The 22,784-nt window shown below is 69.4% G+C and carries 26 protein-coding genes; 16 read left to right on the plus strand and 10 right to left on the minus strand.

What is annotated here, in order from left to right:
* The first annotated feature begins 9 nt into the window (after positions 1 to 9).
* Positions 10 to 564, plus strand: a complete 555-nt coding sequence (locus E5F05_RS06510) for a DinB family protein (protein ID WP_129117819.1) — start codon at positions 10 to 12, stop codon at positions 562 to 564.
* A gap of 268 nt (positions 565 to 832) precedes the next feature.
* On the opposite strand, the gene E5F05_RS06515 is transcribed toward E5F05_RS06510, so the two are convergent.
* Positions 833 to 2,128, minus strand: a complete 1,296-nt coding sequence (locus tag E5F05_RS06515) for a hemolysin family protein (protein WP_129117820.1) — start codon at positions 2,126 to 2,128, stop codon at positions 833 to 835.
* A gap of 104 nt (positions 2,129 to 2,232) precedes the next feature.
* On the opposite strand from E5F05_RS06515, the gene hemC reads away from it, so the two are divergent.
* The 3 genes from hemC to E5F05_RS06530 are packed head-to-tail and all read left to right on the plus strand — an operon-like array spanning position 2,233 to position 4,317.
* On the plus strand, positions 2,233 to 3,162 hold the full coding sequence (hemC, locus tag E5F05_RS06520) for a hydroxymethylbilane synthase (RefSeq protein WP_129117821.1): 930 nt from the start codon (positions 2,233 to 2,235) through the stop codon (positions 3,160 to 3,162).
* Entirely contained in the window at positions 3,159 to 3,344 is a 186-nt protein-coding gene (locus tag E5F05_RS06525) for a hypothetical protein (protein ID WP_129117822.1), read from the plus strand. Before hemC ends, E5F05_RS06525 begins: the two co-directional genes overlap by 4 nt.
* A 7-nt stretch (positions 3,345 to 3,351) precedes the next feature.
* Positions 3,352 to 4,317: an asparaginase gene (locus E5F05_RS06530; RefSeq protein ID WP_129117823.1), complete on the plus strand. Its 966-nt coding sequence runs from the start codon at positions 3,352 to 3,354 to the stop codon at positions 4,315 to 4,317.
* Between the two features lie 70 nt (positions 4,318 to 4,387).
* Here E5F05_RS06530 and E5F05_RS06535 read toward each other — a convergent pair whose 3' ends face one another.
* Positions 4,388 to 4,999, minus strand: a complete 612-nt coding sequence (locus E5F05_RS06535; protein ID WP_129117824.1) for a DedA family protein — start codon at positions 4,997 to 4,999, stop codon at positions 4,388 to 4,390.
* A gap of 77 nt (positions 5,000 to 5,076) precedes the next feature.
* Here E5F05_RS06535 and E5F05_RS06540 point away from each other — a divergent pair, with 77 nt between their 5' ends.
* Complete coding sequence (locus tag E5F05_RS06540; protein ID WP_129117825.1) at positions 5,077 to 5,745, plus strand: HAD family hydrolase; 669 nt, start codon at positions 5,077 to 5,079, stop codon at positions 5,743 to 5,745.
* Between the two features lie 52 nt (positions 5,746 to 5,797).
* Here the strand turns inward: E5F05_RS06540 and E5F05_RS06545 are convergent, their stop codons facing one another.
* Positions 5,798 to 6,745, minus strand: coding sequence for a ferritin-like domain-containing protein (locus E5F05_RS06545; RefSeq protein WP_129117826.1), 948 nt, complete (start codon positions 6,743 to 6,745; stop codon positions 5,798 to 5,800).
* Positions 6,746 to 6,980: 235 nt separating this feature from the next.
* Positions 6,981 to 7,658, minus strand: a complete 678-nt coding sequence (locus E5F05_RS06550) for an SDR family oxidoreductase (RefSeq protein ID WP_129117827.1) — start codon at positions 7,656 to 7,658, stop codon at positions 6,981 to 6,983.
* Positions 7,659 to 8,174: 516 nt separating this feature from the next.
* Between E5F05_RS06550 and E5F05_RS21885 the strand changes: the two genes are divergently transcribed.
* Together E5F05_RS21885 and E5F05_RS06555 are read left to right on the plus strand one after the other, a co-directional pair.
* The gene (locus E5F05_RS21885) at positions 8,175 to 8,303 is read left to right on the plus strand and encodes a hypothetical protein (protein ID WP_260177132.1); all 129 of its coding nucleotides are present in this window, start codon (positions 8,175 to 8,177) and stop codon (positions 8,301 to 8,303) included.
* A gap of 93 nt (positions 8,304 to 8,396) precedes the next feature.
* Positions 8,397 to 8,663: a hypothetical protein gene (locus E5F05_RS06555; RefSeq protein ID WP_129117828.1), complete on the plus strand. Its 267-nt coding sequence runs from the start codon at positions 8,397 to 8,399 to the stop codon at positions 8,661 to 8,663.
* Positions 8,664 to 8,681: 18 nt separating this feature from the next.
* Here E5F05_RS06555 and E5F05_RS06560 read toward each other — a convergent pair whose 3' ends face one another.
* On the minus strand, positions 8,682 to 9,926 hold the full coding sequence (locus E5F05_RS06560) for a M24 family metallopeptidase (protein WP_164973384.1): 1,245 nt from the start codon (positions 9,924 to 9,926) through the stop codon (positions 8,682 to 8,684).
* A 107-nt stretch (positions 9,927 to 10,033) separates the two neighbouring features.
* Between E5F05_RS06560 and E5F05_RS06565 the strand changes: the two genes are divergently transcribed.
* The 4 genes from E5F05_RS06565 (at position 10,034) to E5F05_RS06580 (ending at position 14,746) form a co-directional block, all read left to right on the plus strand.
* On the plus strand, positions 10,034 to 10,492 hold the full coding sequence (locus E5F05_RS06565) for a peroxiredoxin (RefSeq protein ID WP_129117829.1): 459 nt from the start codon (positions 10,034 to 10,036) through the stop codon (positions 10,490 to 10,492).
* Entirely contained in the window at positions 10,489 to 10,917 is a 429-nt protein-coding gene (locus E5F05_RS06570; protein ID WP_129117830.1) for an HIT family protein, read from the plus strand. The genes E5F05_RS06565 and E5F05_RS06570 overlap by 4 nt, the downstream gene beginning before the upstream one ends.
* A 120-nt stretch (positions 10,918 to 11,037) precedes the next feature.
* Positions 11,038 to 12,822, plus strand: coding sequence for an ABC transporter ATP-binding protein (locus E5F05_RS06575; protein WP_129117831.1), 1,785 nt, complete (start codon positions 11,038 to 11,040; stop codon positions 12,820 to 12,822).
* Positions 12,823 to 12,931: 109 nt separating this feature from the next.
* A complete protein-coding gene (locus tag E5F05_RS06580; protein ID WP_129117832.1) occupies positions 12,932 to 14,746 on the plus strand; it encodes an ABC transporter ATP-binding protein in 1,815 nt (604 codons plus the stop codon).
* Positions 14,747 to 14,890: 144 nt separating this feature from the next.
* Here the strand turns inward: E5F05_RS06580 and E5F05_RS06585 are convergent, their stop codons facing one another.
* On the minus strand, positions 14,891 to 15,322 hold the full coding sequence (locus tag E5F05_RS06585) for a hypothetical protein (protein WP_129117833.1): 432 nt from the start codon (positions 15,320 to 15,322) through the stop codon (positions 14,891 to 14,893).
* Positions 15,323 to 15,485: 163 nt separating this feature from the next.
* Between E5F05_RS06585 and E5F05_RS06590 the strand changes: the two genes are divergently transcribed.
* The 3 genes from E5F05_RS06590 to E5F05_RS06600 are packed head-to-tail and all read left to right on the plus strand — an operon-like array spanning position 15,486 to position 18,270.
* Positions 15,486 to 16,376 carry a heme/hemin ABC transporter substrate-binding protein gene (locus tag E5F05_RS06590; RefSeq protein WP_129117834.1) on the plus strand — a complete coding sequence of 297 codons (891 nt, stop codon included), beginning with the start codon at positions 15,486 to 15,488 and terminating at the stop codon, positions 16,374 to 16,376.
* Complete coding sequence (locus E5F05_RS06595; protein WP_129117835.1) at positions 16,373 to 17,443, plus strand: FecCD family ABC transporter permease; 1,071 nt, start codon at positions 16,373 to 16,375, stop codon at positions 17,441 to 17,443. Before E5F05_RS06590 ends, E5F05_RS06595 begins: the two co-directional genes overlap by 4 nt.
* On the plus strand, positions 17,440 to 18,270 hold the full coding sequence (locus E5F05_RS06600) for a heme ABC transporter ATP-binding protein (RefSeq protein ID WP_241687069.1): 831 nt from the start codon (positions 17,440 to 17,442) through the stop codon (positions 18,268 to 18,270). Before E5F05_RS06595 ends, E5F05_RS06600 begins: the two co-directional genes overlap by 4 nt.
* A 76-nt stretch (positions 18,271 to 18,346) precedes the next feature.
* Here E5F05_RS06600 and E5F05_RS06605 read toward each other — a convergent pair whose 3' ends face one another.
* Positions 18,347 to 18,667 (minus strand): MafI2 family immunity protein, encoded by a 321-nt coding sequence (locus E5F05_RS06605; protein ID WP_129117836.1) that lies wholly within the window; start codon positions 18,665 to 18,667, stop codon positions 18,347 to 18,349.
* Positions 18,668 to 18,678: 11 nt separating this feature from the next.
* On the minus strand, positions 18,679 to 19,323 hold the full coding sequence (gene phoU / locus E5F05_RS06610) for a phosphate signaling complex protein PhoU (RefSeq protein WP_129117837.1): 645 nt from the start codon (positions 19,321 to 19,323) through the stop codon (positions 18,679 to 18,681).
* Positions 19,324 to 19,701: 378 nt separating this feature from the next.
* On the opposite strand from phoU, the gene E5F05_RS06615 reads away from it, so the two are divergent.
* Together E5F05_RS06615 and E5F05_RS06620 are read left to right on the plus strand one after the other, a co-directional pair.
* Positions 19,702 to 20,616 carry a PRC and DUF2382 domain-containing protein gene (locus E5F05_RS06615; protein ID WP_129117838.1) on the plus strand — a complete coding sequence of 305 codons (915 nt, stop codon included), beginning with the start codon at positions 19,702 to 19,704 and terminating at the stop codon, positions 20,614 to 20,616.
* Positions 20,617 to 20,665: 49 nt separating this feature from the next.
* A complete protein-coding gene (locus tag E5F05_RS06620; protein WP_129117839.1) occupies positions 20,666 to 20,995 on the plus strand; it encodes a WGxxGxxG-CTERM domain-containing protein in 330 nt (109 codons plus the stop codon).
* A gap of 95 nt (positions 20,996 to 21,090) precedes the next feature.
* On the opposite strand, the gene E5F05_RS06625 is transcribed toward E5F05_RS06620, so the two are convergent.
* A complete protein-coding gene (locus E5F05_RS06625; RefSeq protein ID WP_129117840.1) occupies positions 21,091 to 22,071 on the minus strand; it encodes a sensor histidine kinase in 981 nt (326 codons plus the stop codon).
* A complete protein-coding gene (locus E5F05_RS06630; RefSeq protein WP_129117841.1) occupies positions 22,068 to 22,760 on the minus strand; it encodes a winged helix-turn-helix domain-containing protein in 693 nt (230 codons plus the stop codon). The genes E5F05_RS06625 and E5F05_RS06630 overlap by 4 nt, the downstream gene beginning before the upstream one ends.
* Positions 22,761 to 22,784: the final 24 nt, after the last annotated feature.

The raw sequence follows: 22,784 nt of genomic DNA on the forward strand, positions 1-22,784 counted from the left end.
GAGTTACTCATGAACGTCCGCGAGTACTACGCTTACCTTTCTGCCGCTCGCGAGCAGCTCTGGAACTTTCTGCGGGCGCTGCCTGCCGCCGACCTGGACCGGCCGCTGCTGGAGGGCGACCGCTTCCACAACATCAAGGACCTGCTGCTGCACATCGTGGACGTGGAGGACCACTGGGTGCAGACTGTCGCGCTGGGCGACGGCGTGGCCTCCCGCTACCCCCATGACTGGGTGCGCCCACAGGCCGAGCAGTATGACCTGGGCTGGATCACCCGCTACGGCCAGGAGGTGAGCGCCAAGACCCGCGCCTTCCTGGCCACCGACCCTGACCTCTCCCGCCCGGTCAAGCTGGTCCAGGACGACCCGGCCAGCGACACCGTGACGCTGGACCAACTGCTGTGGCACGTCATGACCCATGAGGTGCGCCACACGGCGCAGATCGTGACGCTGATCCGGCAACTGGGGCACACGCCCCCCTGGCTGGACTACCTGCGTTTCGTGCGCCCCCAGCCTGTCCCCGTGGCCGCCTCCGCCAACGAGGCCGAAGCCGACGAGGAGTTGTAGCCCGGGGAAGCGGCCCGACTGGAAGCGGGATGCTGGCCCCGCCATCTTGTGCTACTCGGCTCCCCGAACCCTGCGCTTCGACGGGCAGGATATTCTCTGAAGTACGCCACCCTGAACGAGGTGTGCCTCGCCGCCTATCAGGAAGTTCATGCGGCGCTAGGCCAGCCAGGGTCACGCCCTATAGCTGGCTGGACCGAAGCACAGGGCTACATCTTTGCGGAGCCGAGTGGGCGCACCGACGTTCTCTGACCGGTCGCCTGAACGGAGGTCAATTCTCCGCGTCCGCCAGCACGAAGTCGCGTGGCGGGCGGATCAGCAGGCGGTCCACCCGGGGGCCGTCCACGTCCACGACCTCGATCTCCCAGCCGTCCACCTCGGCCAGCGCGCCGACCTGGGGAAACTCGCCCAGCACGTCCAGCACGTACCCGGCCAGGGTGCTGAACTCCTCGCGCGGCAGGCGGGGGAGGGGCAGCGTCTGGCGCAGATCGTGCATGGGCAGGCTGCCGCCGACCAGAAAAGAGCCGTCGTCACGGCGCACGATCCGGTCCTCGTCGCCCTGGGCCTCCACGCCTGCCAGCTCCACCAGCAGGTCGCTGATCGACAGCACGCCGCTGAAGTCACCGTACTCGTCCACGACCACCGCCAGCCGCTGCTGCCCTTCCCGTTCCAGCCGGGCCAGGGCGTCCTCGGCCCAGGCCGCCTCGGGGATGAAGACGGCGGGCCGGACGAAGTCCGCCAGCGGTTCCCCGGTGTACAGGGCGCGCAGCACGTCGCTGACGGCCACCTGCCCCACCACCTCGCCGCCCGGGTCCCGCACGACGTAGCGGTCGTGTTCGTCTGCCAGCACCGTCTCCACCAGCGTCTGGGTGGGGGCGTCCAGGTCCAGCGTGACGGCCTCGGTGCGGGGGGTCATCAGGTCGCGCACGCGGCGGTCGTTGAAGCGCAGCACTGAGGCGATGCGCTCCGTTTCCGTCTCCTCCAGGCTGCCGCTCTCGGCGGCTTGCAGCACGACGGCCCGCACGTCCTCCTCGGTGATCACCTCGCGCGCCTCCTCACGCATCCCCAGCAGCTTCAGCAGCCCGCTCGCCGTCATGTCCAGCAGCCAGACCAGGGGCCGCGCCACCCGGGACAGCACCGTGAAGAAGGGCGCCACGCGCGTGGCGAGCGCCTCGGGGTTCCGCAAGGCGATGCCCTTGGGGGCGAGTTCACCCAGCACCAGCGACAGGAAGGTGACCAGCAGCACCACCGCGACGCTCGCGGCCGACCGCGCCGCCGCACCGAACAGGGGACGCAGCAGCGGTTCCAGGTAGCCAGTGAGGCTGCCGCCCGCGAAGACCGCGCTGATGGTGCCGATCAGGGTGATGCCGATCTGCACGGTCGCCAGGAACGTGCCGGGCTGCTCGGTGAGCCGGACCGCCGCCGCCGCACCCCGGTCCCCCCGCGCCGCCGCCGCCTCCAGCCGTGACCGCTTGGCCGACACCACGCCCAGCTCCGAGCCGGAGAAAAAGCCGTTGATGATCAGCAGCAGCACCAGGATGCCGAATTCCAGCCAGGGATTGCGCACGGAGGGCAGTGTACGGGCCGGAGCGCGTGAGGATGGTCCTGAGCTTCCCTTTATGTGACCGGGCCAGCCCGCGACTCCCGGCCACCGTTTATACTGCTCAGGTTATGCGGACGGTGACGGTTGGAACGCGCGGCTCGGCGCTCGCGCTCGCGCAGACCCGGTGGGTCGTGGCCCGCCTGAAGGAGGAATGGCCGGACACGGACTTCCGTATCCAGACGATCAGCACCAAGGGCGACCGCGACCGCGCGGCCCTGCAATCGCTGGCCCAGAAGGGTGACAAGGGCTTCTGGGTGAAGGAGATCGAGGACGCCCTCCTCACGAAGCGCGTCGATATCGCGGTGCATTCCCTCAAGGACCTGCCGACCGAGCAGCCCCAGGGGCTGGAGATTGCCTCCATTCCCAAGCGGGTGGACGCCCGGGACGTGTTGATCGGCAAGGAGGGCATGAAGCGTCTGGAGGAGTTGCCGCCGGGCGCCCGCGTGGGCACCAGCAGCGTGCGCCGCAAAGCCTTCCTGCGCGCCTACCGCCCTGACCTCCAGATCATCGATCTGCGCGGCAACATCGACACGCGCCTCGCGGCGCTGGGCACGCCCGACTACGACGCGATCATCCTGGCGGCGGCGGGCCTGATCCGCACCGAGATGCGCCACCGCATCGACGAGTTTCTGGACCCCGACATCCTGTTGCCCGCCCCCGGTCAGGGCGCCCTGGCCCTCGAAACCCGCGCGGACGACGACCTCAGCATCGAGGTGGTCTACGCGATCCACGACCACGCCACCGACGACCGCGTGACCGCCGAGCGCGAATTCCTGGCCGGTCTGGGGGCCGGGTGCATGGCCCCGGTGGGCGCCCACGCGACGGTGAAGGGCGGCGTGCTGACGCTGGAAGGCTGGGTGGGCGCGCTGGACGGCAGCCAGGTGATCCGCGCGACCACCTCGGGCGATCCCGCCGAGTGCGCCGACCTGGGGGCCGAACTGGCCGCCGACATGCTGGGCCAGGGCGCGCAGAACCTGATCGAAGCGGCGCACGGGTGAGGCCCTTCTCGGCGCCCGTCCTGCTGACGGCGGCCCTCGCGGCGCTGCTGTGGCTGGGCATCGGGACGGTGCAGCGCACGCGGGCCGGGGCCGACCTGGGCGGGGCGCTGGTCGCGGAGCTGCCGCTCACGCTCCTGGTCTTCGTGCTGGCCGTGGTGCTGGCGGCCCTGCGCCGTCGCTGACCGCCCCATGAAACGCCTCGCGGTTATCCACACCGGCGGCACCATCGCCAGCCGCCCCAATCCGGACGGGCCGGGCGTCACGCCGCAGGCGGCCCCCAGCGTGCCGGGGCTGCCGGGCGTGATCGTCCACGACTACCAGCCCTTCAACCTTCCCAGCCCGCATGTCACGCCCGCACACATGCTGGCGCTGGCGCACCTGATCGAACAGCTCGCGCCCGGGCATGACGGGATCGTGGTCACCCACGGCACCGACACGCTGGAGGAGACTGCCTTTTTCCTGCACCTCACGCTCGCCACCCAGACGCCCGTCGTGCTGACCGGCAGCATGCGGCACGCCGAGGAAGCGTCCTGGGATGGCCCCGGCAACCTGCTCGACGCGGCCCAGGTGGCCCTGCATCCCCAGTCCCGGGGACGCGGGCCGCTCGCGGTGTTCGGCGGGGACATCTACGACGCGCGCACGGTGACGAAGGTCCACACGACGGCGGTGGACGCCTTCGGGGGCTATCCCGGCCCGATAGGACGGATTGACCGGGTAGGCGATTCGGCCCACCTGCGTTACTTCGCCATGCCGGAAGCGCGGCCCGTCTACGCGCCGCCCGCCCTCCCCGCCCACGTCGAGATTCTGTACGCCTACGCGGGCTGGCAGGGCGAGGGCTACGCCGAGGCCGACGCCCGCTCAGATGGGCTGGTCATCGCGGCCCTGGGCACCGGCAACCTCCCTGCCGAGCTGTTGCCGCTGATCGCCCGCACCACCACCTCGGGCAAACCCGTCGTGATCGCCACGCGCACCCATGCCGGGCCGGTCATCCCGATCTACGGCTACCCGGGCGGCGGCGCGACGCTGGTCGAGGCCGGAGCGATTCCCGCCAGCTTCCTGAACGCCCACAAGGCCCGGCTGCTGCTGCTGGTGCTGCTCAGCCTGGGGCGGGACCTGGGGGAGATTCGGCAGGTGTTCGAGGCGGGGGCGTTTTAGGGGAGCGATCAGCTTTCAGCCATCCGCCGTCAGCAGAAATCTTCCTGACGGCGGACGGCTGAAAGCCCCCTCATGCCTTCGCTGCCTGCTCGCGCCTCCGCTTCAGGAACCACACCGCCGCCGCAACGAGCACTGCCGCGACGATGACCTTGGACGCTGGCCCCAGATACTGCTCCACCTGATCGTAGTTCTCGCCCAGCAGGTACCCGGCCCCGGCCAGGGCGCTGGCCCACAGGCCCGAGCCGAGGGCGCTGTAGAGCAGGAACTTGGGCAGGGGCATCTCACTCATGCCCGCCGGGAGGCTCAGCAGGCTGCGGACGCCGGGCACCAGGCGGCCGAACAGGAACGCGCCCGCGCCGTGCCGGTCGAACCAGTCGTCCGCCCGGCGGATGTCCTGACCACTGAGGGTAAGCCACCGGCCGTAACGGTCGGCCCACTTCACCAGCCGCTCCTCTCCGAAGGCCCGGCCGATGTAGTAAAGCGGCAGGGTCCCCAGCACACTGCCCAGCGTCCCCACGGCGATCACGGCCAGCAGGTTCAGGTCCCCGCGCGACGCGGCGAAGCCCGCTGAGGGCATGATCAGCTCGCTGGGAAGCGGCGGGAAGAGGTTCTCCACGATCATCAGCAACAGGATGCCGAGATACCCCAGGCTGTCCATCAGGTTCTGCACCCAGTCTGCCACCCGCCCAGGCTAGCGGCTGGGGTGGGGGCGAAGCGTCCCCCGAAAGTTGGCGGAGGCCAGCACCCTACACTGCCCCCATGACCCGACCCGTCCCCCTGCGCGCCCTGATCTTCGACTTCGACGGCACCATCCTCGACACCGAGACGCGCGAGTTTCACCACTGGCAGGTCCTCTACCGGACGCATGGCCGCGAACTGGCCCTCAGCGACTGGCAACGCGGCGTCGGTACCTGGGACGCCTTCGACCCCTGGGCGGGACTGCCCGAACACGTGCAGGCCGACCGTGAGCGCGTCCGCGCGGGGCTGCATGAACGCATCCTGGCCGACATCGCCGAACAGGACCTGCGGCCCGGCGTGCGGGCGGTGCTGGAGGAGGTGCGGGCCGCCGGGCTGCGCCTGGCCCTGGCGACCAGCAGCGACCGTGCCTGGGTCACGCGCTGGATGGCCCAGCACGACCTTCTGGACTTGTTCGAGGTGCTGGCGACCCGCGACGACGTGCGCCGCGTCAAGCCCGACCCCGAACTCTACGTGCTGGCTGCTGGCCGCCTGGGCCTGCGCCCGGAGGAATGCCTCGCCGTCGAGGACAGCCTGAACGGGGCGACGGCCGCCCTGGCCGCTGGCCTGCGGGTGGTGGTCGTGCCGAACGACGTGACCCGCACGCAGCCTTTTCCACCCGAGTGGCCGCGTCTGGAAAATGGGTTCGGGGGCGGGCTGGCGGAAGTGCTGCGGGTGGCGGGGGAGGAATGAAGGAAACGCGCGCCTGGACGGCTTGCCGGGCGCGCGTTCTCTTGGAAAGGGATTACTTGATAGCGAGCAGCTTGCCGAGGTTGCCGTCGTCGGTCAGGCCGTTGGGGAAGAACCCGCCCTTGGTGGCCGCGCCGGTCTTGTCGAGCAGCACGATGTTGGCGACCTGGCGCGGGGTGCGGCTGAAGGCGATACCGTTGCTGTCGGCCAGAACGATGTTGGCGCTCATGCCCATGTTGCTAATGCCCTGGTCGTCGTCGCTGGGGCCGTCCACCGCGTCACGCAGGTCGCTGATGGCCTGCACGACCTGTTCGACCGTCAGACCCGCGGCGGCCTGCTCACCCCGGCGGCGGTAGAGCTGGGTGCGGATCGACCCGGAGTGGTAGGCCTCCACGGCCAGGATGCCCGCCGCGTTTTCCAGGTTGCCGCCCGCGCTCTGGTCGTCGATGAAGCGCGCAGCACCCTTGTACGCCGTAACCCCCACGTCCTCGAAGATGAAGGCGCCGTGCAGGAAGAACAGCTCGTTGGCGAAGGGGTTGAAGTTGGTGATCTTTCCGCCCGAGGCGAGGCTGCCCGCCGCCATGAAGGAGCCGCTCAGGTCCAGCACCGGCTGGGCCACGGCCGCACTCTTGAGCACCGAGCGGATCACCTTGACGTGCGCCTTCTCATCGTCGGCAATTTCGTTGGCCATCGCCAGCATGTCGCCGGTCAGGCCCTGCACCGGGGTGCTGCCGTTGAAGCCGCTCGGCAGCATCACCTTGCTCGCGTCGCCGCCCACCGCCGTCAGCTCGCTCAGACGGCCCACGGCGGCCAGGTAGAAGGCCGCTTCCAGGTACTCCAGGTTCAGCGCGAAGTTGAAGATGGCGGCGTCGAGGCCATTGTCCTGGCTGGGCTGCGTGGCGATGACGCTCGTGCAGCCGGACAGCACGGCGCCCGCGCCCATCATGCCTGCCATGCCCAGGAACTTGCGCCGCGTGCTGATGCCCTGCGTGTCGTTGCTCATACGGAAACCTCCAGAAACGAGAAGGAAGGAACGGGACGGACGGGTGAAAGCTCCAGAACCCTGTGCCGGATCCTGGCCCGGAGGGGCCTGGGGCCACCTCGGCGTCGCTTCACCCTGTCTCTATGCAGTTCCCGCCAGATCGGATCAGAAGATTTTTGCTGCTGAGCTGAGGATTAACTCTCTGTGAAGTGCGGTGTCCTCCCGCGCCCCCGCTCTGCCCTGGGCCTCACCGTGCCTAGGCGTCCGGGTAGATCTTCAGCTCGGTCAGGTGGGCACGGTCGGGACGGGTCAGCGCGTGGGCGACACTCTTGGCGAGGCCGCGCGGGTCGATCAGGCGGTCCCAGTCCAGGCCCGCGTCACGGTTCCTGGGCGTGTCGATGGCGCCCATCGGGTACAGCACGCAGCCGCGCACGCCCTTGGCCTTGAGTTCGTCGTGCAGGCTGAGGATGTATGCGGCGACGGCGGCCTTGCTGGCGGTGTAGAGCGCGGCTTTCGGGCCACTCATCCGGGCCGCGGACCCCGAGCTGACGCCCATGATCAGACCGTCCTTCTGGCGGAGCATATGGGGGAGCACGCCCTGCACCGCATGAAAGAGGGTCAGCATGTTCTCGTCGAACATCGCGCGCAGGTCCTCGTCGGTGGCCTTCTGCACGTCCTGCGCGGCGTAGGCCCCCACGGTATGCACCAGCGCGTCCACCTTCACTTTCCGCAGCGCGTCCACGCTGGCGGGGTCCCGCAGATCCAGGTCGAGCACCTCGGTCGCGGGAAAGCGGTCAGCGGCGCGCTCCAGGGCCTCGCCGCGGCCCACCAACACGAGCTGCGCGCCCGCGTCTTCCAGTTCCTGGGCGACGGCGGTCGCCAGCGCGCCGCCTGCCCCGGTCAGCATGATTGTCGAGGAGCTGAGGTTCGCCATGCCCACAGCCTAACGGCCCGTCGTGTTCAGGCAACCTTAAGGGGCAGGTTTGCCCTGTTGGGCAGTTGAGTTAGAAGGCATTCCCCCCACCCCCCAGCCCCCTCCCCCCGCGGGGGGGCAGGGGGAGCTTTCCGCTGCGCTCGGCCAAGGGAGACTCATTCTGCGGCGGAGGTGTGGAGGGCAGTGACGGTTCCTGCCTGGAACGTGTTGCGTTCCACCGGGCGGCTGCGGGCCTGCGGCCCGAAAGCTCCTCTGCTCTGCCTGCCCATTGGGAAGGTGGGGATCGGCCGTCGCCTCCAGAATTTTGAAAAGACAAAAGACAGGGGGGCTTCAGCTTGGGGGAGTGGCGGAGGCCCATTTTCAAACAGACCCGTAGAGGCTTTGGTGGGGGCGTAGAGAGCCCTCCCGCTGGGCCCCGGCTCCTATGGCTTCACGTCTTCTTGAGGCTGAGCGGTTGTGGGGTGGCTACCGGAGCAAGCGGACTATCCTGAAGATTGTCTTTCCATGGGAGGTGGCATGGCCCGCGTTGTCGTGTTCGATCTCGGTGCGCTTGGTCCGCTCTTCACGGACCTCTTCGGTGAGCCTTCGGCCCGGCAGGCGTGGTTCGAGCAGGGGCTGCAAACACGGCGCAAGCCTGGGACGTGACCGGCGAGAACCTGCGCGCGGTGGCGGGGGGCAGCCTCGCCGTGGAGGCGCTGGCCTGAGGGGGGCGGCCCCGCCGGGCTCAAGGAGGGAAAGATGTCGTCAAGTCTGCGGACGAAGCGTGCGTTGGAGGTCTTTTCCGTCATCCTGATCGGTGACGGTCTGATCTCGGTGGTGCGGCCGGTCGGGCACAGCCTGATGTGGTGGGTGCCGGTCCCCGGCGTGCGTCAACTGATGGAGTGGTGCGCCGAGCGCCCGAACGTCACGCGCCTGCTGGGCCTCGCGCAGATCGGCGTCGGCCTCTGGCTGGATGCGCGGCTGTATGCGTCGCCACCGACGCGGGAGGCGGGCGCACCACACTAGCGGCAGGACAGCGCCTGCTCAGGCCGAGGCGCCAGCACGCCTCGCTTCCCCGTACCCCGCCGCCCGCACGGCCTCCCAGTCGCCCGTGCCCAGCACGAACGGCTGCTGCTGGAGGTCGGTGGTGACCTGTGGTCCTTCCGGCGCGAGGAACACGTCCACCTCTGTCCGGATGCCGAAGCCCCGAGCGCGCGGATAGGTGCCAGGTTCCACCGTCACGCACAGACCGGGGGTGAGGGTCCGGGTGTCATGGGTTTCGTAATCGTCGAGGTTCGCGCCGGAGCCGTGAATCTGCACGCCCAGGTCGTGCCCGGTGCGGTGGAGGAAGAACTCTCCCCACGGCTCGCCCATCGCGTCCCGGGCCGCGCGGTCGGCCTCCCAGCCCTGCAAGCGGCCCCAACCTTCCCGCGCGTACCGCTCGCGGAGGAGCGCCAGCGCCGCGTCCCGCGCACCGCGCACCGCCTCCCACGCTTCCAGGTACTCGCTCGAAGGCTCGCCCGCGTGGCCTACCCAGGTCACGTCCGCGAAGGGGCGGCCCTCCTCCTGTGCCCACAGGTCGATCAGCACGCACTCCCCGGGGCGCAGCGTCGCGTTCTTCTCGCCTTCGGGCTGGTAGTGCGGGTCGGCGGCGTTTGCGCCGAAGCTCACGTTGACCGGGTGGCCGCTCTCCATCCCGGCTTCCGAGATCGCGCGCTCGATCACGGCCTGCACGTCCAGCTCTGTGACGGCCTCGCCTGCTTTCAGCCGCTCGTGGATCAGGCGGAAGGCGTCGTCCTTCGCGCGCATCAGCACCGCTGCCGCCCTACGGTGCGCCGCCAGGTCTTCCGGCGACCACACCAGGAAGGACTGGAGCAGGTCCGCGCTGCTGACGATGTCCGCCCCGGCCGCCCGCACCCGTTCCAGCGTGCCCCCGTCCACCCGGCTCACGTAGGGCACAGCCCCGTGCGGGCTGTACTCCATCGCCACCGTCTTTCCGGCGACCACCTCGCGCAGCGCCGCGTCCAGCTCCGCGTGCGACCCGAAGGCCCGGCGCGACACGTCCCACCCGGCCGTCAGCGTGGCCCAGGTGCCGCCCTCGATATGGTTGTGCAGCAGCGTGGCCTGGCCCTCGCGCGGCACCCACACGAAAAACCGCCGCGTCAGGTGGGCGCCTGCGGGCAGCCCCAGGACCCGGCGCGCGTGGGGGTTGAGGCCCTGGAAGTCGTAGATCAGCCAGCCGTCCACGTCGCCGGGCAGCGCCGCCGTGTGCCGCAGGGCGGCGCGCATCCGTTTGAGAGGGCTGTCCGGAAGGGAAGTGGAAGTCATGGGGGCAGCGTAACAGGCTGGGGGCCACTGGCGCCTTTTCTCTCCCAGGGGCCGCTAGACTCAGCGCCATGAGCCTTCTCGGTCAGCCCGCGCCGGACTTCACGCTGCCCTCCACGCTGGGGGAGCCGGTGACCCTCAGCAGTTACCGGGGGCAGAAGCATGTGGTGCTGGTGTTCTATCCGCTGGACTTCAGCCCGGTCTGCTCGATGCAACTGCCCGAATACTCCGGGCGGCAGGACGACTTCGCGGAGGCCGGGGCCGTCATCCTGGGCGTGAACCGCGACAGCGTGTACGCGCACAAGGCCTGGGCGGCCGAGTACGGCATCGAGGTGCCCCTGCTGGCCGACATGACTCTGGAAGTCGCCCGCCAGTACGGCGTCGCCATCGACGAGCGCGGCATCAGCGCCCGCGCCGTGTTCCTGATCGACAAAGGCGGCGTGGTGCGCTTCGAGCACGTGGAGGCGAAGACGGGCGACTACACGGTGCGGCCGGAGGTGGTGCTGGCGAAGATTCGGGAGCTGGCGTGAAGGACTGCATCTTCTGTGCCATCGTCGCCTGGGAGGCCGAGGCGAGCCGGGTGGCGGAGAATGATCTCTGCCTCGCCTTCCTCACGATTGGCCCCTTCAATACCGGGCACACCCTGGTCGTTCCGAAGCGCCACGCCGCCACCTTCACCGACCTGACCCCACAGGAAGCGGGCGCTCTGGCCGAGTTGGGCCAGCAGGTCGCGCGGGCCATCCAGGCCAGTGGCCTTCCTTGTGACGGTCTGAACCTCTGGATGGCGAACGGTGAGGTCGCCGGTCAGGACGTGTTCCACGCGCATCTCCACGTCATCCCGCGGGCGAGTGGAGATCGCCTGAACATGCAGGTGCAGTGGACGCATCCGCCCCGCGCCGTTCTGGACGGGGTGGCCGGGGAACTGCGCGCCGCTATGGAGCAAGGGTCCAGATGACGGCCTGGGGAACTGCCCCTGGATGACCCTGACAAGGAGAGGCGCCCTGTTCGGCCCCCCTCCCTCCACTGCGCCACTCGGCGGATGCAGCCTCACCCGCCGCTGCCCTAGGCTGGAGGAATGCCGGACGCTTCCTCTCCATCTTCCCCGCCGCGTTCGGGAACGCTGAATGTGCTGCGTGCCTACCTGGGACCGCTGAAGTGGCAGGTGGTGCTGCTCGCCGCGCTGCTGTTGACCGGCACCGGCCTGAACCTGCTGCTGCCGCAACTGCTGCGGCGCTTCGTGGACAATGCCAAGCTGGGGGGTGGCGCAGACGTGGGTCTGCTGGCGCGGCTGGCGGGCCTGTACATCCTGCTGGCGGTGGGCGTGCAACTGCTGACTGCCGGGGCGACCTACGTGGGCGCGCGGGTGGGCTGGACCGCCACCAACCGATTGCGCGCGGACCTGATGCGGCACCTGCTCTCGCTCGACATGCGCGAACACAAGGAACGCACGCCCGGCGAGATGATCGAGCGCATCGACGGCGACGTGACGGCCCTCAGCAACTTCTTCTCGCAGTTCGCCGTGCGCGTCTTCGGCGCGGCGCTGCTGCTGACGGGCGCGGTGGTGATGTTCTACCTGACCGACTGGCGGGTGGGCGTCGGGATCACGCTCTTCGTCCTCGTCACCCTGTACGCGATGAACCGGGTGCGCCAGAAGGGCGTGGAACCCACCCGCCAGGAACGCGAGAGCAGCGCGCGGCTCTTCGGCTACATCGAGGAACGGCTCTCGGGCCTGGACGACGTGCGCTCGCTGGGGGCGGGGGAATACCATCTGCGCGGCTTTCTGCGGGTGCAGCGCGAGTTCTTCCGGCGCAGCACCTACTCCTGGCGGCGGCGCAGCCTGGTGTGGCAGCTCAGCATGGTGCTGTTCGCCGTCGGCTACGTGGGCATTCTGGGCGCGGCGGTCGGCCTGTACGCGGCGGGTGCGATCAGCCTGGGCACCGCCTTTTTGCTCTACCAGTACATGAACATGGTGGAGGAACCCATCGACCAGCTCACGCAGCAGCTTCAGGACCTCCAGAAAGCGGGAGCCAGCCTGGGCCGCGTCGGGGAACTGCTGGCGCTGCGCTCGGGGCTGCCGGAGGGGACGCGCGATCTCCCGGAGGGGCCGCTGGACCTGCGCTTCGAGCACGTCGGCTTCAGCTACGCCCCCGAAGACCCCAGCGTGCGCGGCGTGCTGCACGACGTTTCCTTCTGCCTCCCCGCCGGGCAGACGGTCGGCCTGCTGGGGCGCACCGGCAGCGGCAAGACCACCCTGACGCGGCTGGTGTCGCGGCTGTACGACCCGAGCACGGGCAGCGTGAAGCTGGGCGGCGTGGACACCCGTGACGTGCGCCTCGCCAGTCTCAGAACGCGCGTGGCGGTCGTGACGCAGGACGTGCAACTCTTCCAGGCCAGCGTGCGCGACAACCTCTCCTTCTTCGACGAGTCGGTGACGGACGCCCAGGTGGAAGCCGCGCTGACGGAAGTCGGCCTGGGCGGCTGGCTCTCCCGGCTGGAAGAGGGCGTGCGGACGCCGCTCCCCACCGGCAGCCTCAGCGCGGGGCAGGCGCAGCTCCTCGCCTTCGCCCGCGTGCTGCTGCGCGACCCCGCCGTGATCATCCTCGACGAACCCAGCAGCCGCCTCGACCCCGCCACCGAGGCCCAGCTCACCCAGGCCATGACCCGCCTGCTGGCCGGGCGCACCGCCATCGTGATCGCGCACCGCCTCGACACGGTGGCCCGCGCCGACCGCATCCTGGTCCTGGGTGACGGCCGGGTGCTGGAGGACGGCCCCCGCGCCCAGCTCGCCCGCGACCCCCGCAGCCACTACGCCGAGCTGCTGCGGGCCGGGCGACTGGAGGCAGAGGGGGTGCTGGCGTGAGGCTTGTGGCCTGTGGCTTGTCGCTTGTAGATGAGCGAAAGCTTCAGCTTCCAGCCTTAGCCTCCACAAGCCACGAGCCACGCGCCACAAGCCTCCCCCGGAGCCACCCATGACCACCACCTCCCCCCCTCCCGACCGCACCTTCGCCCTCTCCCGGCGGCTCTTTGCCTACAAGCCCTGGCTGTTCGCCTTCAACCTGCTGATGTGGGGCATGGTGCACGCCGCGCCCGCGCTGCTGACGCTGGCCGTGAGCAGCGTGTTCGGGCGGCTGGAGGAGGCGGACCGGCTGCGGCTGGCCGGGCAGCCGGTGGACCCGCTGATCGCCGCCGCCTGGGTGTCGGTGGGCTGGTTCGCGTTCGTGCGGGTGAGCCGCTTCGGCATCTTCTATGGCGCGTTCCGGGCGTGGATCGAGCTGTGGTACACGCTGGACGCGCTGGTGCGGCGCAACCTGCTGGGCTACCTGCTGACCGCGCGAGGCTCACGCCGCCTGCCCGACACCCCCGCCGAGGCCGTCAGCCGCTTCCGCGACGACGTGGACGACGTGGCCGGGTACACCGAGGTCTGGGTGGACGGCGCGGGGTTCGTCGTGTACTGCATTCTGGCCATTGGGATGATGGCGCGGGTGGACCCGGTCATCACGCTGCTGGTGTGCGCGCCACTCCTCCTGATGGTGGTGTTCGTGCAGCGCCTCTCGCCCCGGATTCGGACCTACCGCCGCCGCATGCGTGAGGCGACCGCCCGCGTGACCGACTTCATCGGGGAGACGTTCGGGGCCGTGAGCGCCGTGAAGCTCGCCGCGCGGGAGGGGCAGATGGTCGCGCACCTGGAAAAACTGGGCGAAACCCGGCGTCAGTCGGCCCTGCGCGACGTGCTGCTGACCGAGCTGATCCGGGGCGTGAACACCAACATGGTGAACCTCGCCGTGGGGCTGGTGCTGCTGCTGGGGGCCAACCGGGTGCGCGGCGGGCAGATGGACGTGGCCGACTTCGTGCTGTTCATCGGCCTGCTGCCGCGCCTGACCGGGAGCATGGGCTTTTTCGGGGACGCGATTGCCCGCCACCGCCGCACCGGGGTCAGCTATGACCGCATGGAACGGCTCTTGCAGGACGCGCCGCAGGGCACGGTCGTCGCCCACCAGCCCGTCCACCTGTATGACGAGCCGCCCGCCGCCCCGGCCGTGCCCCGGGCCGAGCCGCTGGAAGAGCTGCGCGTGGAGGGCCTGACCGCCCATTACCCCGGCGGCGCGGGCATCACCGACATCAGCTTCCGTCTGCGCCGGGGCGAGTTCGTGGTGGTGACCGGGCGCATCGGCAGTGGCAAGACCACGCTGCTGCGCGCGCTGCTGGGGCTGATGCCGCGTGACAGTATGGACGGGAAGGGGGGGCACGTCTTCTGGAACGGTGCGGAGGTCACCGACCCCGCCGCCTTCCTGGTCCCGCCCCGCAGCGCGTACACCGCTCAGCTTCCCAGCCTCTTCTCCGACACCTTGCGCGAGAACGTGCTGAGTGGCAGCGACCCCGAGCGCCTGAACCGCGCCGTGCGTCTCGCGGTGCTGGAACCCGACCTCGCGCAGCTCTCGGCGGGGCTGGACACGCCGGTCGGGGCGCGCGGCGTGAAGCTCTCGGGCGGGCAGGTGCAGCGCGCGGCCGTCGCCCGGATGCTCGCCCGTGACGCGGACCTGCTGGTCTTCGACGACGTGTCCAGCGCCCTGGACGCCCGCACCGAGGCCCTGCTCTGGGACGGCCTCTTCCGCGAGACGGACGCCACCTGCCTGGTCGTCTCCCACCGCCGCGCCGCCCTGACCCGCGCCGACCGCATCCTGCTGCTGGAAGACGGGCACCTCACGGGCGAGGGCACGCTGGAGGAGCTGCTCTCGGGCAGCGCGGAAATGCGGGCGCTGTGGGCGGAGGACGTGGGGGAGTAGGTCATACGGGATTGCTCCGATTCCCGAACATCCAGGAAAGCGCCGGATGTTCTTCCGTCGCCGCCAGCCGGTAGTTTCTTCTTCTCTGCTTCGCAGCTTTGCAAGTCCGCTCGCCCCTCGTCTTCGACTCGCCTGAAGTTGGCATCAGTTGGAGGGGACAGCCGTGAACGTTCCGGCATCTGACCAGCCGCTGGCGCTGATGTTGGTCCACGTTCCCGTGAGTTTGCCCCCCGCCAGCGTGCCGGAGAGGGTCACGCTCCCGGCGTAGTCACCCGACCCGTAGGCGGTGAAGTTGAACTGGTTGCCGCTGACGGTGCCGCTGACCCGCCCAAAGGGTTCGTAGGTGTACGGGGGCGGGCCCACGCTGGGGTCGGGGACGATCCCGGCCTGACCGCTGACGGCATTGCCCCGCTGCGTGAGGTTGAACTGGAAGATCTGGAGCGGCAGAAGCGTGCCGTTCAGCGTCGCCACCCAGGTGCCCGTCACATCGATGGTGGGCGCGGCCAGCGGAGGCGCGCTGCCCCCGCACGCTGAGAGGCCGAGGACCAGCGCCGGAAGCAGCAGGAGCTTTTTCATACCCCAGCGTAGCGTCCCCGCTGCTCCGGTCAGGCACCCGGATTACTTTCAAACTTGACTTAAACGCTCGGATTAAGCAGGATAAGCGCGACAGTCGATGACCGTCCGGCCGAAGGCGGCCAGGACAGCGTTCTCTTTTGCCCTTTCTCCCCCTGGAGCTTCCATGTACAAGAACTTCAAGACTGCCCTCGTCCTCAGCCTCGCCCTGCTGCCCGCCGCTTCCGCCGCCAGCGTGCAGGGAGCCGACGGCGTGACGGTGAATGTCACGAACCCGAAGCGCGTGGTGGCCCTTAACGGCACCACCGTGGAACTGATCTACCGGCTGGGCAAGCAGAACACGGTCGTCGGGACGGACGTGACCGGCACCTACCCCGCCAACAAGATTCCCAGCGTGGGCCACTGGGCGCAGCTTCCGGCCGAGGGCATCATCTCGCTGAAGCCAGACCTGGTCATCGGGACGGCGGACAACTTCGCCACGCCGAAGAACGCCACGCTGGTGCAGCAGCTTCGCGGGGCAGGTGTGAAGGTTCTCGTGTTGCCCGCCACCGACACGGGCGGTCTGGACGGCGTGAAGACCCGGCTGAATCTGCTCTCGCAGGTGTACGGCGTGCCCAGCGCGGCGAATGCCCTCACCAGGAGCTTCGACACCACCCTCGCCGCCGTGAAGGCCAACCGGCCCAAAGTCGCGCCCAGGGTCATCTTCCTGTACGCGCACAGCCCCAGCGACGCCAGCATCTACGGCACCGAGGGCGGCGCGAACGAACTGATCGAGCTGGCGGGCGGCAGGAACGTCGCGCCCTTCAAGGACGTGAAGCCGCTGACGCCCGAAGCCCTCGTCGCCATGAACCCCGACGCCATCATCATGCTGGACCGGGGGCTGGCGTCGGTGGGTGGTCTGGAAGGGGCGCTGAAGATGCCGGGTGTGGCCCAGACGAACGCCGGGAAGAATAAGCGCATCTACACCGTGGACAACTCCATTCGCTGGATCGGCCCGCGCCTGCCCGAGTTCGCCCTGAAGCTCGCCCGCGAGTGGAAGAAGGACTTCGCGCGGTGACGGTGAGCCCCACCTCCCTCCCGGCCCCGGCGGTCAGCCGTCAGCGCGTCCGGGCACGCTGGGCGCTGGTGGCGCTGCCGCTGGTGCTGCTGGCGGCGGTGGTCTTCGCGGTGGGCACGGGGGCGGTCCACATCTCCCCGGCGCAGGTGGTGTCCATCCTGCTCGCGCCGCTGGGGGTGCCCGCCCTGGCCGCGTACGAGGAACAGCAGGCCGCCGTGCTGCACGCCATCCGGTTGCCGCGCGTGGTCCTGGGCCTGCTGGTGGGCGCGGGGCTGGCGGTGGCGGGGACCGCCATGCAGGGCCTCTTCCGCAACCCGCTGGCGGACCCCGGGCTGCTGGGCATCTCCAGCGGCGCGGGTCTGGCCGCCGCGATGAGCGTGGTGCTGGGCATTCACCTCTTCGGGACGTACACGCTGCCGGTGATGGCCTTTCTGGGGAGCGTCGTCTCTACCGCCGTCATCTACGCGCTGGCGCAGGAGCGGGGGCAGATGAACGTCGCCACCATGCTGCTGGCGGGCATCGCCGTGAACGCCCTGTGCGGGGCGGGCACCGGCCTGATGACCTACCTCGCCACCGACGAGCAGCTCCGCTCCATCACCTTCTGGCAGCTCGGCTCGCTGGGCGGCGCGACGTGGCCCGCCGTGCTGAGCGCCGCGCCGCTGCTGCTGGTGGGCGTGCTGGGGCTGCCGCTGCTGGCCCGCGCGCTGAACGCCCTCACGCTGGGGGAGAGCAACGCCGCGCACCTGGGCATTCCCGTCACCGCCGTGAAGTGGGCGGTGGTGGGGCTGGTGGCGCTGAGCGTGGGGGCGGGGGTGGCGGTCGCCGGGACCATCGGTTTCGTCGGCCTGGTCGTGCCGCACCTGATGCGGCTCCTGACCGGCCCGAACCACGCCACGCTGCTGCCCGCCTCCGCGCTGGCGGGGGCCACGCTGCTGGTGCTGGCGGACCTGCTGGCCCGCACCATCGTGATGCCGTCCGAGTTGCCCATCGGCATCGTGACGGCGTTGCTGGGCGCGCCCTTCTTCCTGTACCTGCTGCGGCAGGGGCGCAAGGGAGGGCGGCTGTGAGGGGCTTTGCGCGCAAGGAAATCCCCACGCCCCCGCCGGGCGCCCCGCTGGTAGAGGTGGCCGACCTGAACTACAGCGTCTCCGGGCGCGAGCTGCTGCGGAACATCTCCTTCGGGCTGACCGGGGGGGAGATGCTCGCGGTGCTGGGCCGCAACGGGGCGGGCAAAAGCACGCTGCTGAAGCACCTGACCGGCGAGCTGGGCAAGGACGGGGTGCGGATGTTCGGGCAGACGCTCCGCGAACACGCCCCCGCCGACCTCGCCCGCCGCCGCGCCGCGCTGCCGCAGCAGACGCCGATGACCTTCGCCTACGAGGTGCTGGACGTGGTGCTGCTGGGCCGCATCCCCCACGGGCGCCGCGAGACGGAGGAAGACCGCGCCGTGGCCCGCGCCGCGCTCGAACAGGTGGGCCTGGCGGGGTTTGAACACCGCAACATCCTCACGCTGTCGGGCGGTGAGCAGCAACGGGTCCACCTCGCCCGCGTGCTGGCGCAACTGTGGCCGAACCCGGCGACTGACAGGCCCGAGCGGGTGCTGCTGCTGGACGAACCCACCAGCAGCCTCGACCTCGCGCACCAGCACGCCACGCTGCGCCTTGCCCGTGCCCTCTGCGCGGAGGGCGTGGGCGTGATCGCCGTGCTGCACGACCTGAACCTCGCCGCCCAGTACGCGGACCGGGTGCTGATCGTCTCGGGCGGGCGCGTCACCGCCCTCGGCACCCCGGAAGAAGTGCTGACCCCCGCCGTCATCGAGGAGGCGTTCGGCCACCGCGTCGCCGTCACGCCGCACCCCTGCCTGAAGTGTCCGTTGATTGTGAGTGCCCAGTAGGGAGCGGGCCGCCACGCCTCGAGGCGGACAAACTCGCGTCAAGTAAAGAGGGCTGCTGGAGGAGGCGGCCTTATTTTTATTTTTTTGGCACTTCTTTCCGGGCGTAGACCCAAACCGCTTCAATCTCGATGGAAGCAGGAGCATCTATCCGCACCAGTTGGGCTTCTACGGATACATCAGCAGCAAAGTCGCCCGAGATTTCTCCCTCGACATCGTTCATAGCCTCGCGCAGGCTTGCGCTTGGTGAGCCTTCGTGGACACACAGAACCTGAACGCTTCGCCCATTCAGCGCAAAGCCTACGCGGCGTATCTCCGGCGTAACTGCGCCCAGTAAGGCACGAACAACGCTTAGAGCGACGTTTTCTCTTTTGAGAACACTCTCTGTAAGAGCGTCCATATTCCCTCCCCCTACGCCTCCCGCTGCCCCGTCACCCAGTAGCGCACCCGCTCGGCCACATTCTCCAGATGGTCCCCGACCCTTTCCAGGCTGCGGCCCACGCGCATCAGCATCAGGGCCTTGGAGATGTTGCGGGGGTCTTCGAGCATGTAGGTGACCAGTTCGCGCTGAATCTGCTCGTAGAGGTCGTCCACCTCGTCGTCCATCTGGGCGGTGGCCTCGGCGCGGGTCACGTCGCGGTCGGCGATGGCGGTGCGGAGGTTCTGGCTCATCTCGCCCAGACGCTCCAGCATGCGGGCGAGGTTCACGTAACGCTTCAGCGCGGGCTGCTGCGCGAGTTCGGCGCCGTCCTCCGCGACGTGCACGGTGTAGTCGCCCATTCGCTCGATGTCGCTGAGGCTCTTGAGGATCAGGGCGACCAGCCGCAGGTCACGGGCGACCGGCTGGTGCAGCGCGATGATCCGCAGGCATTCGGCCTCGATCTGGGCCTCCTGCGCGTCCACCTCACGGTCAATCGCCTTGACCTCCTCCAGCCGCTCGGTGCGGCCGTGCAGCAGCACCTCCCCGGCCAGGGGCAGCATCCGCTCGACCGTGCCGAGCATGTTCAGGGCACCGTTGAGCACGGTCCGCAGATCGGTTTCGAGGGCTTCACGCATGGGGACTCCTGTGAGCGAAGGTAGCACCGGGACGGTCCGCTGAGGTCATGGGCCGGTCAGCCCGGGCCGTGGGCAAAACGTCAGCTCGATTTTAGGACGTTTCTGGAAGGGATGAGAAGGCAATGTGCCAGTCTGTTCTCTTTTCGGAAGAAGCTTTCAGAATAGGTCTTCTTCTGACCCTGTTTTGGAGACAGAAAGTGATTTCGGCGTTTGCCGGACGGCTCTTGTCGCCTGAATGCCGCAGGAAAAGAAATGAAGCTCTCTTTAACCTCCTGCCTGGCGCCAGCAATTCTCCAGAAAGTTTTTGTTTTTCTCAGATAAGCGGGCAGGGCAGTGCCCACAATGGCGACGAAGACCGGAACCCAGCAAGGAGGGATCATGACCCATCTTCATAGACTGTCCGACAGGTGGTCCGACGTTTCCAACGCTTACCGCGAGGATTTTCAGGACACCCAGATCTACAGCCCCATCGGTGCACCCGCCTACCTCACCGGGCAGCGGCAGATCGGGACCGTCCGCGACGCCCTAGTCGACGATGACTACGGCAAGATCCGTTACCTCATCGTGGACGATGACGGCGGCAGCCTGAATGGTGCTCTCCTGATCCCCATCGGCTACGCGCGGATCGAGGATGACGGCGTCTACTTCGACGGCCTCACGTCCGCCCAGCTCGATGCGCTGCACCGTTACAGCGACGACGAGGACTACACCTTTGACCTTCAGAGCCAGGACGAGCGGATGCTGCGGGGCAATACCGCCGCCGGGGACATGGGCACCGCCGCGACGGGTGTTGCGGCGACCGGGGCTGCGGCGACCGAGGCTCTGGCGACTGGGGCCTACGACTACCGCGACAACGACGCCAACGACCAGATGTTCAAGACCCCGGAACGCCTCCAGCTCCTCGAAGAACGCCTCAGGGTCGATAAGGAGCGGTATCAGGCCGGGAGCGTGGAGATCGGCAAGCATGTGGAAACCCGCCAGGAAACGGTGAACGTGCCGGTTCAGCGCGAGGAAGTGATCATCGAGCGCCACCCGGTGACCGACGCCCGCCCGGTCGAGGGGGACGTCCTCTCGAACAGCCAGAGCGAGACGGTCCGGGTGGACCTGGAAGCGGAGCGGCCCACAGTCAGCAAGCAGGCGTTCGTGACCGAGGAGGTCGAGGTGGGCAAGCGCACCGTGACCGAAACCCAGACGGTCACCGACACCGTCGGCCGGGAAGTGCTGGATGTCCAGCAGACCGGCGACGTTCAGGTCACGCGCGATCAGGACGACCGCCGCGACAACCGCAGTTGACCGCCGCGCACGCCCCATCCCACGCTCCCTTTCTTTTCAGGAGGACACCATGACGTCGAATCTCAAGAAAGCCCTGATCGCCCTGGCCCTGGTGGCCGTCCCGGTGACCGCTTCCGCCCAGACGAGTGACACTTCCACCACAACCGGCACCACCACCACGGGCACCACCACCGGGACCGATACCAGCAACGTGCAGAACAACGCGGTGACCACGCCCACCGAGAACGACGGCATCCCGGGCAATGAACCCGCGCCCGCGAACCGCGGCTTCCCCTGGGGCCTGCTGGGCCTGATCGGGCTGGCGGGCCTGGCCGGACGGGGCAACCAGCGGACCGAGGTGCGCCTGGGTGGCCCGACGGAAGGACCGCGCCCGAGCTGAAGCCGGAGCGGCCGGGACCGCCTGGCCGAGCAAAGGGGGGAGGGAGAGCAGGCGGGCTCCCTCTCCCTTCTTGTTCCGCGCCGGGCCGGGCCTGCCTAGAGGGTGCCCCCCGCGCCGGGGAGCGTGAAGCAAAAGGCGTTGCGCTCGCCCCGCCGCTCGGTCCAGGCCTGGCCGCCCCAGCCGTGGACGATGCTGCGGACGATATACAGGCCCATGCCGCTGCCCTGCCCGCTGGCGTGCGGGCCTCGCGTGTGGGCCAGGAACAGGCTGTCCGTCTCCCCCAGGGGAGGGCCGTGATCCAGCACCGCCACCTCCACCCAGGTGCCGCGCAGCCGGGTGCCGACCTCGACCGGCTGACCCGGCGGGCCGTACTTCAGGGCGTTCTCGATCAGGTTCAGCAGGACTTGCAGCAGCTTGTCGGGGTCGGCGCGCACCAGATGGTCGGGGCCGAAGGTGAGGGCGGTGTGCCGGGCGGTCAGTTCCGGCGTGAGGAGGCGCTCGGCGCGGGCGAACGCTTCCGCCAGCGGCAGGGTGCGGGCGCGGGTAGGGCGGAAGCCCACCGCCAGGTCTTCGACCAGCCGGGCGAGGCGCTCGACCTCCTGAAGGCCCTGCCGCACGAAGCTCTGCGCGAGGTCGGGCGGCATGTCGTATTCCAGCGCCTCCAGCACACCGCGCAGGCCGGTGACGGGCGTGCGGAACTCGTGCGAGAGGACGGCGGTCGCCTCGCGCAGTTCCGCCTCCCGGCGGCGGTGGTGGGTGAGGTCGTCCACGATCAGGGCGCCCGCCTGCCCTTCTGCGGCGCGGACGGCAGTGCAGCGCAGGGTCCGGCCGCCCGCCTCCAGTTCCAGTTCCCCGCCCCGCTCTGCCAGGGCCTCCAGGGTATGGCGGCGCACGATCTCCAGCAGGGGCCGTCCCGCCGCCCTGGCCTGGGGCACACCCCACAGGCGGACGGCGGCCGCGTTCACCCGCGTCACGGTCAGCGCGTCCGGGCGGCCGCTTCCGGCCTCGAAGAGCAGCACGGCCTGCGGCAGGGCGTCCATCCAGGCGTCGGTGCGGGGGGCGGGCACGGGCGTCATCCGTTCTCGTCCGTCCAGGGGCGCATACGGTAGCCCTTGCCCCGGACGGTTTCCAGAAAGCGGGGGCGGGCCGGATCGTCGTTCAGGTGGGCGCGCAGTTGCGTGACGTGCTGGTCCACCGTGCGCTCGCCGCCCAGGAAATCCGCGCCCCACACGCGGTCGAGCAGTTCGGTGCGCGAATAGACCCGCCCCGCGTGCTGGGTCAGGAACGCCAGCAGGTCGAACTCCCGCCGGGTGAGGTTCAGCCGCGCTCCCGCCAACCGGGCGTCGGCGGCCCCCAGGTCCATCTGGAGCGGCCCGTGGCTGAGCTGCTCGGGCGCGTCGGGCTGGGCGCGGCGCAGCAGGGCACGCACGCGGGCCACCAGTTCCGCCGCGCTGAAGGGCTTGGTCAGATAATCGTCCGCGCCGCTTTCCAGCCCCTCTACGCGCTCGGCCTCGGCCGCGCGGGCGGTCAGCATCAGCACGGGCAGGCGGCGCAGGTCGGGGTCGCTCCGCAGGCGGCGCAGGTAACCCAGACCGCTCTCGCCCGGCAGCATCCAGTCCAGCACCAGGGCGTCGGCGGTGGTCAGGGCCTCGTGCGCGCCCTGCACCGAGTCCAGCGCACTCACCCGCAGCCCGGCCCGCTCCAGGTGAAAGCGCAGCACCTCCCGCACGGTGCTTTCATCCTCGATCACGACCACATGGCTCATCAGGACCCATTGTGCGGCCGGAAG

Origin of the sequence: Deinococcus metallilatus, assembly GCF_004758605.1 — a bacterium.
Classification (GTDB): domain Bacteria; phylum Deinococcota; class Deinococci; order Deinococcales; family Deinococcaceae; genus Deinococcus; species Deinococcus metallilatus.

Coding starts and splice junctions, on each gene's coding strand:
- E5F05_RS21885 (WP_260177132.1), top strand. CDS start 8,175: ATGGCCCGCGTTGTCGTGTTCGATCTCGGTGCGCTTGGTCCGCTCTTC.
- E5F05_RS06565 (WP_129117829.1), top strand. CDS start 10,034: ATGAGCCTTCTCGGTCAGCCCGCGCCGGACTTCACGCTGCCCTCCACG.
- E5F05_RS06540 (WP_129117825.1), top strand. CDS start 5,077: ATGACCCGACCCGTCCCCCTGCGCGCCCTGATCTTCGACTTCGACGGC.
- phoU (WP_129117837.1), bottom strand. CDS start 19,323: ATGCGTGAAGCCCTCGAAACCGATCTGCGGACCGTGCTCAACGGTGCC.
- E5F05_RS06620 (WP_129117839.1), top strand. CDS start 20,666: ATGACGTCGAATCTCAAGAAAGCCCTGATCGCCCTGGCCCTGGTGGCC.
- E5F05_RS06510 (WP_129117819.1), top strand. CDS start 10: ATGAACGTCCGCGAGTACTACGCTTACCTTTCTGCCGCTCGCGAGCAG.
- E5F05_RS06615 (WP_129117838.1), top strand. CDS start 19,702: ATGACCCATCTTCATAGACTGTCCGACAGGTGGTCCGACGTTTCCAAC.
- E5F05_RS06630 (WP_129117841.1), bottom strand. CDS start 22,760: ATGAGCCATGTGGTCGTGATCGAGGATGAAAGCACCGTGCGGGAGGTG.
- E5F05_RS06575 (WP_129117831.1), top strand. CDS start 11,038: ATGCCGGACGCTTCCTCTCCATCTTCCCCGCCGCGTTCGGGAACGCTG.
- E5F05_RS06590 (WP_129117834.1), top strand. CDS start 15,486: ATGTACAAGAACTTCAAGACTGCCCTCGTCCTCAGCCTCGCCCTGCTG.
- E5F05_RS06560 (WP_164973384.1), bottom strand. CDS start 9,926: ATGCGCGCCGCCCTGCGGCACACGGCGGCGCTGCCCGGCGACGTGGAC.
- E5F05_RS06555 (WP_129117828.1), top strand. CDS start 8,397: ATGTCGTCAAGTCTGCGGACGAAGCGTGCGTTGGAGGTCTTTTCCGTC.
- E5F05_RS06625 (WP_129117840.1), bottom strand. CDS start 22,071: ATGACGCCCGTGCCCGCCCCCCGCACCGACGCCTGGATGGACGCCCTG.
- E5F05_RS06530 (WP_129117823.1), top strand. CDS start 3,352: ATGAAACGCCTCGCGGTTATCCACACCGGCGGCACCATCGCCAGCCGC.
- E5F05_RS06585 (WP_129117833.1), bottom strand. CDS start 15,322: ATGAAAAAGCTCCTGCTGCTTCCGGCGCTGGTCCTCGGCCTCTCAGCG.
- hemC (WP_129117821.1), top strand. CDS start 2,233: ATGCGGACGGTGACGGTTGGAACGCGCGGCTCGGCGCTCGCGCTCGCG.
- E5F05_RS06550 (WP_129117827.1), bottom strand. CDS start 7,658: ATGGCGAACCTCAGCTCCTCGACAATCATGCTGACCGGGGCAGGCGGC.
- E5F05_RS06545 (WP_129117826.1), bottom strand. CDS start 6,745: ATGAGCAACGACACGCAGGGCATCAGCACGCGGCGCAAGTTCCTGGGC.
- E5F05_RS06580 (WP_129117832.1), top strand. CDS start 12,932: ATGACCACCACCTCCCCCCCTCCCGACCGCACCTTCGCCCTCTCCCGG.
- E5F05_RS06605 (WP_129117836.1), bottom strand. CDS start 18,667: ATGGACGCTCTTACAGAGAGTGTTCTCAAAAGAGAAAACGTCGCTCTA.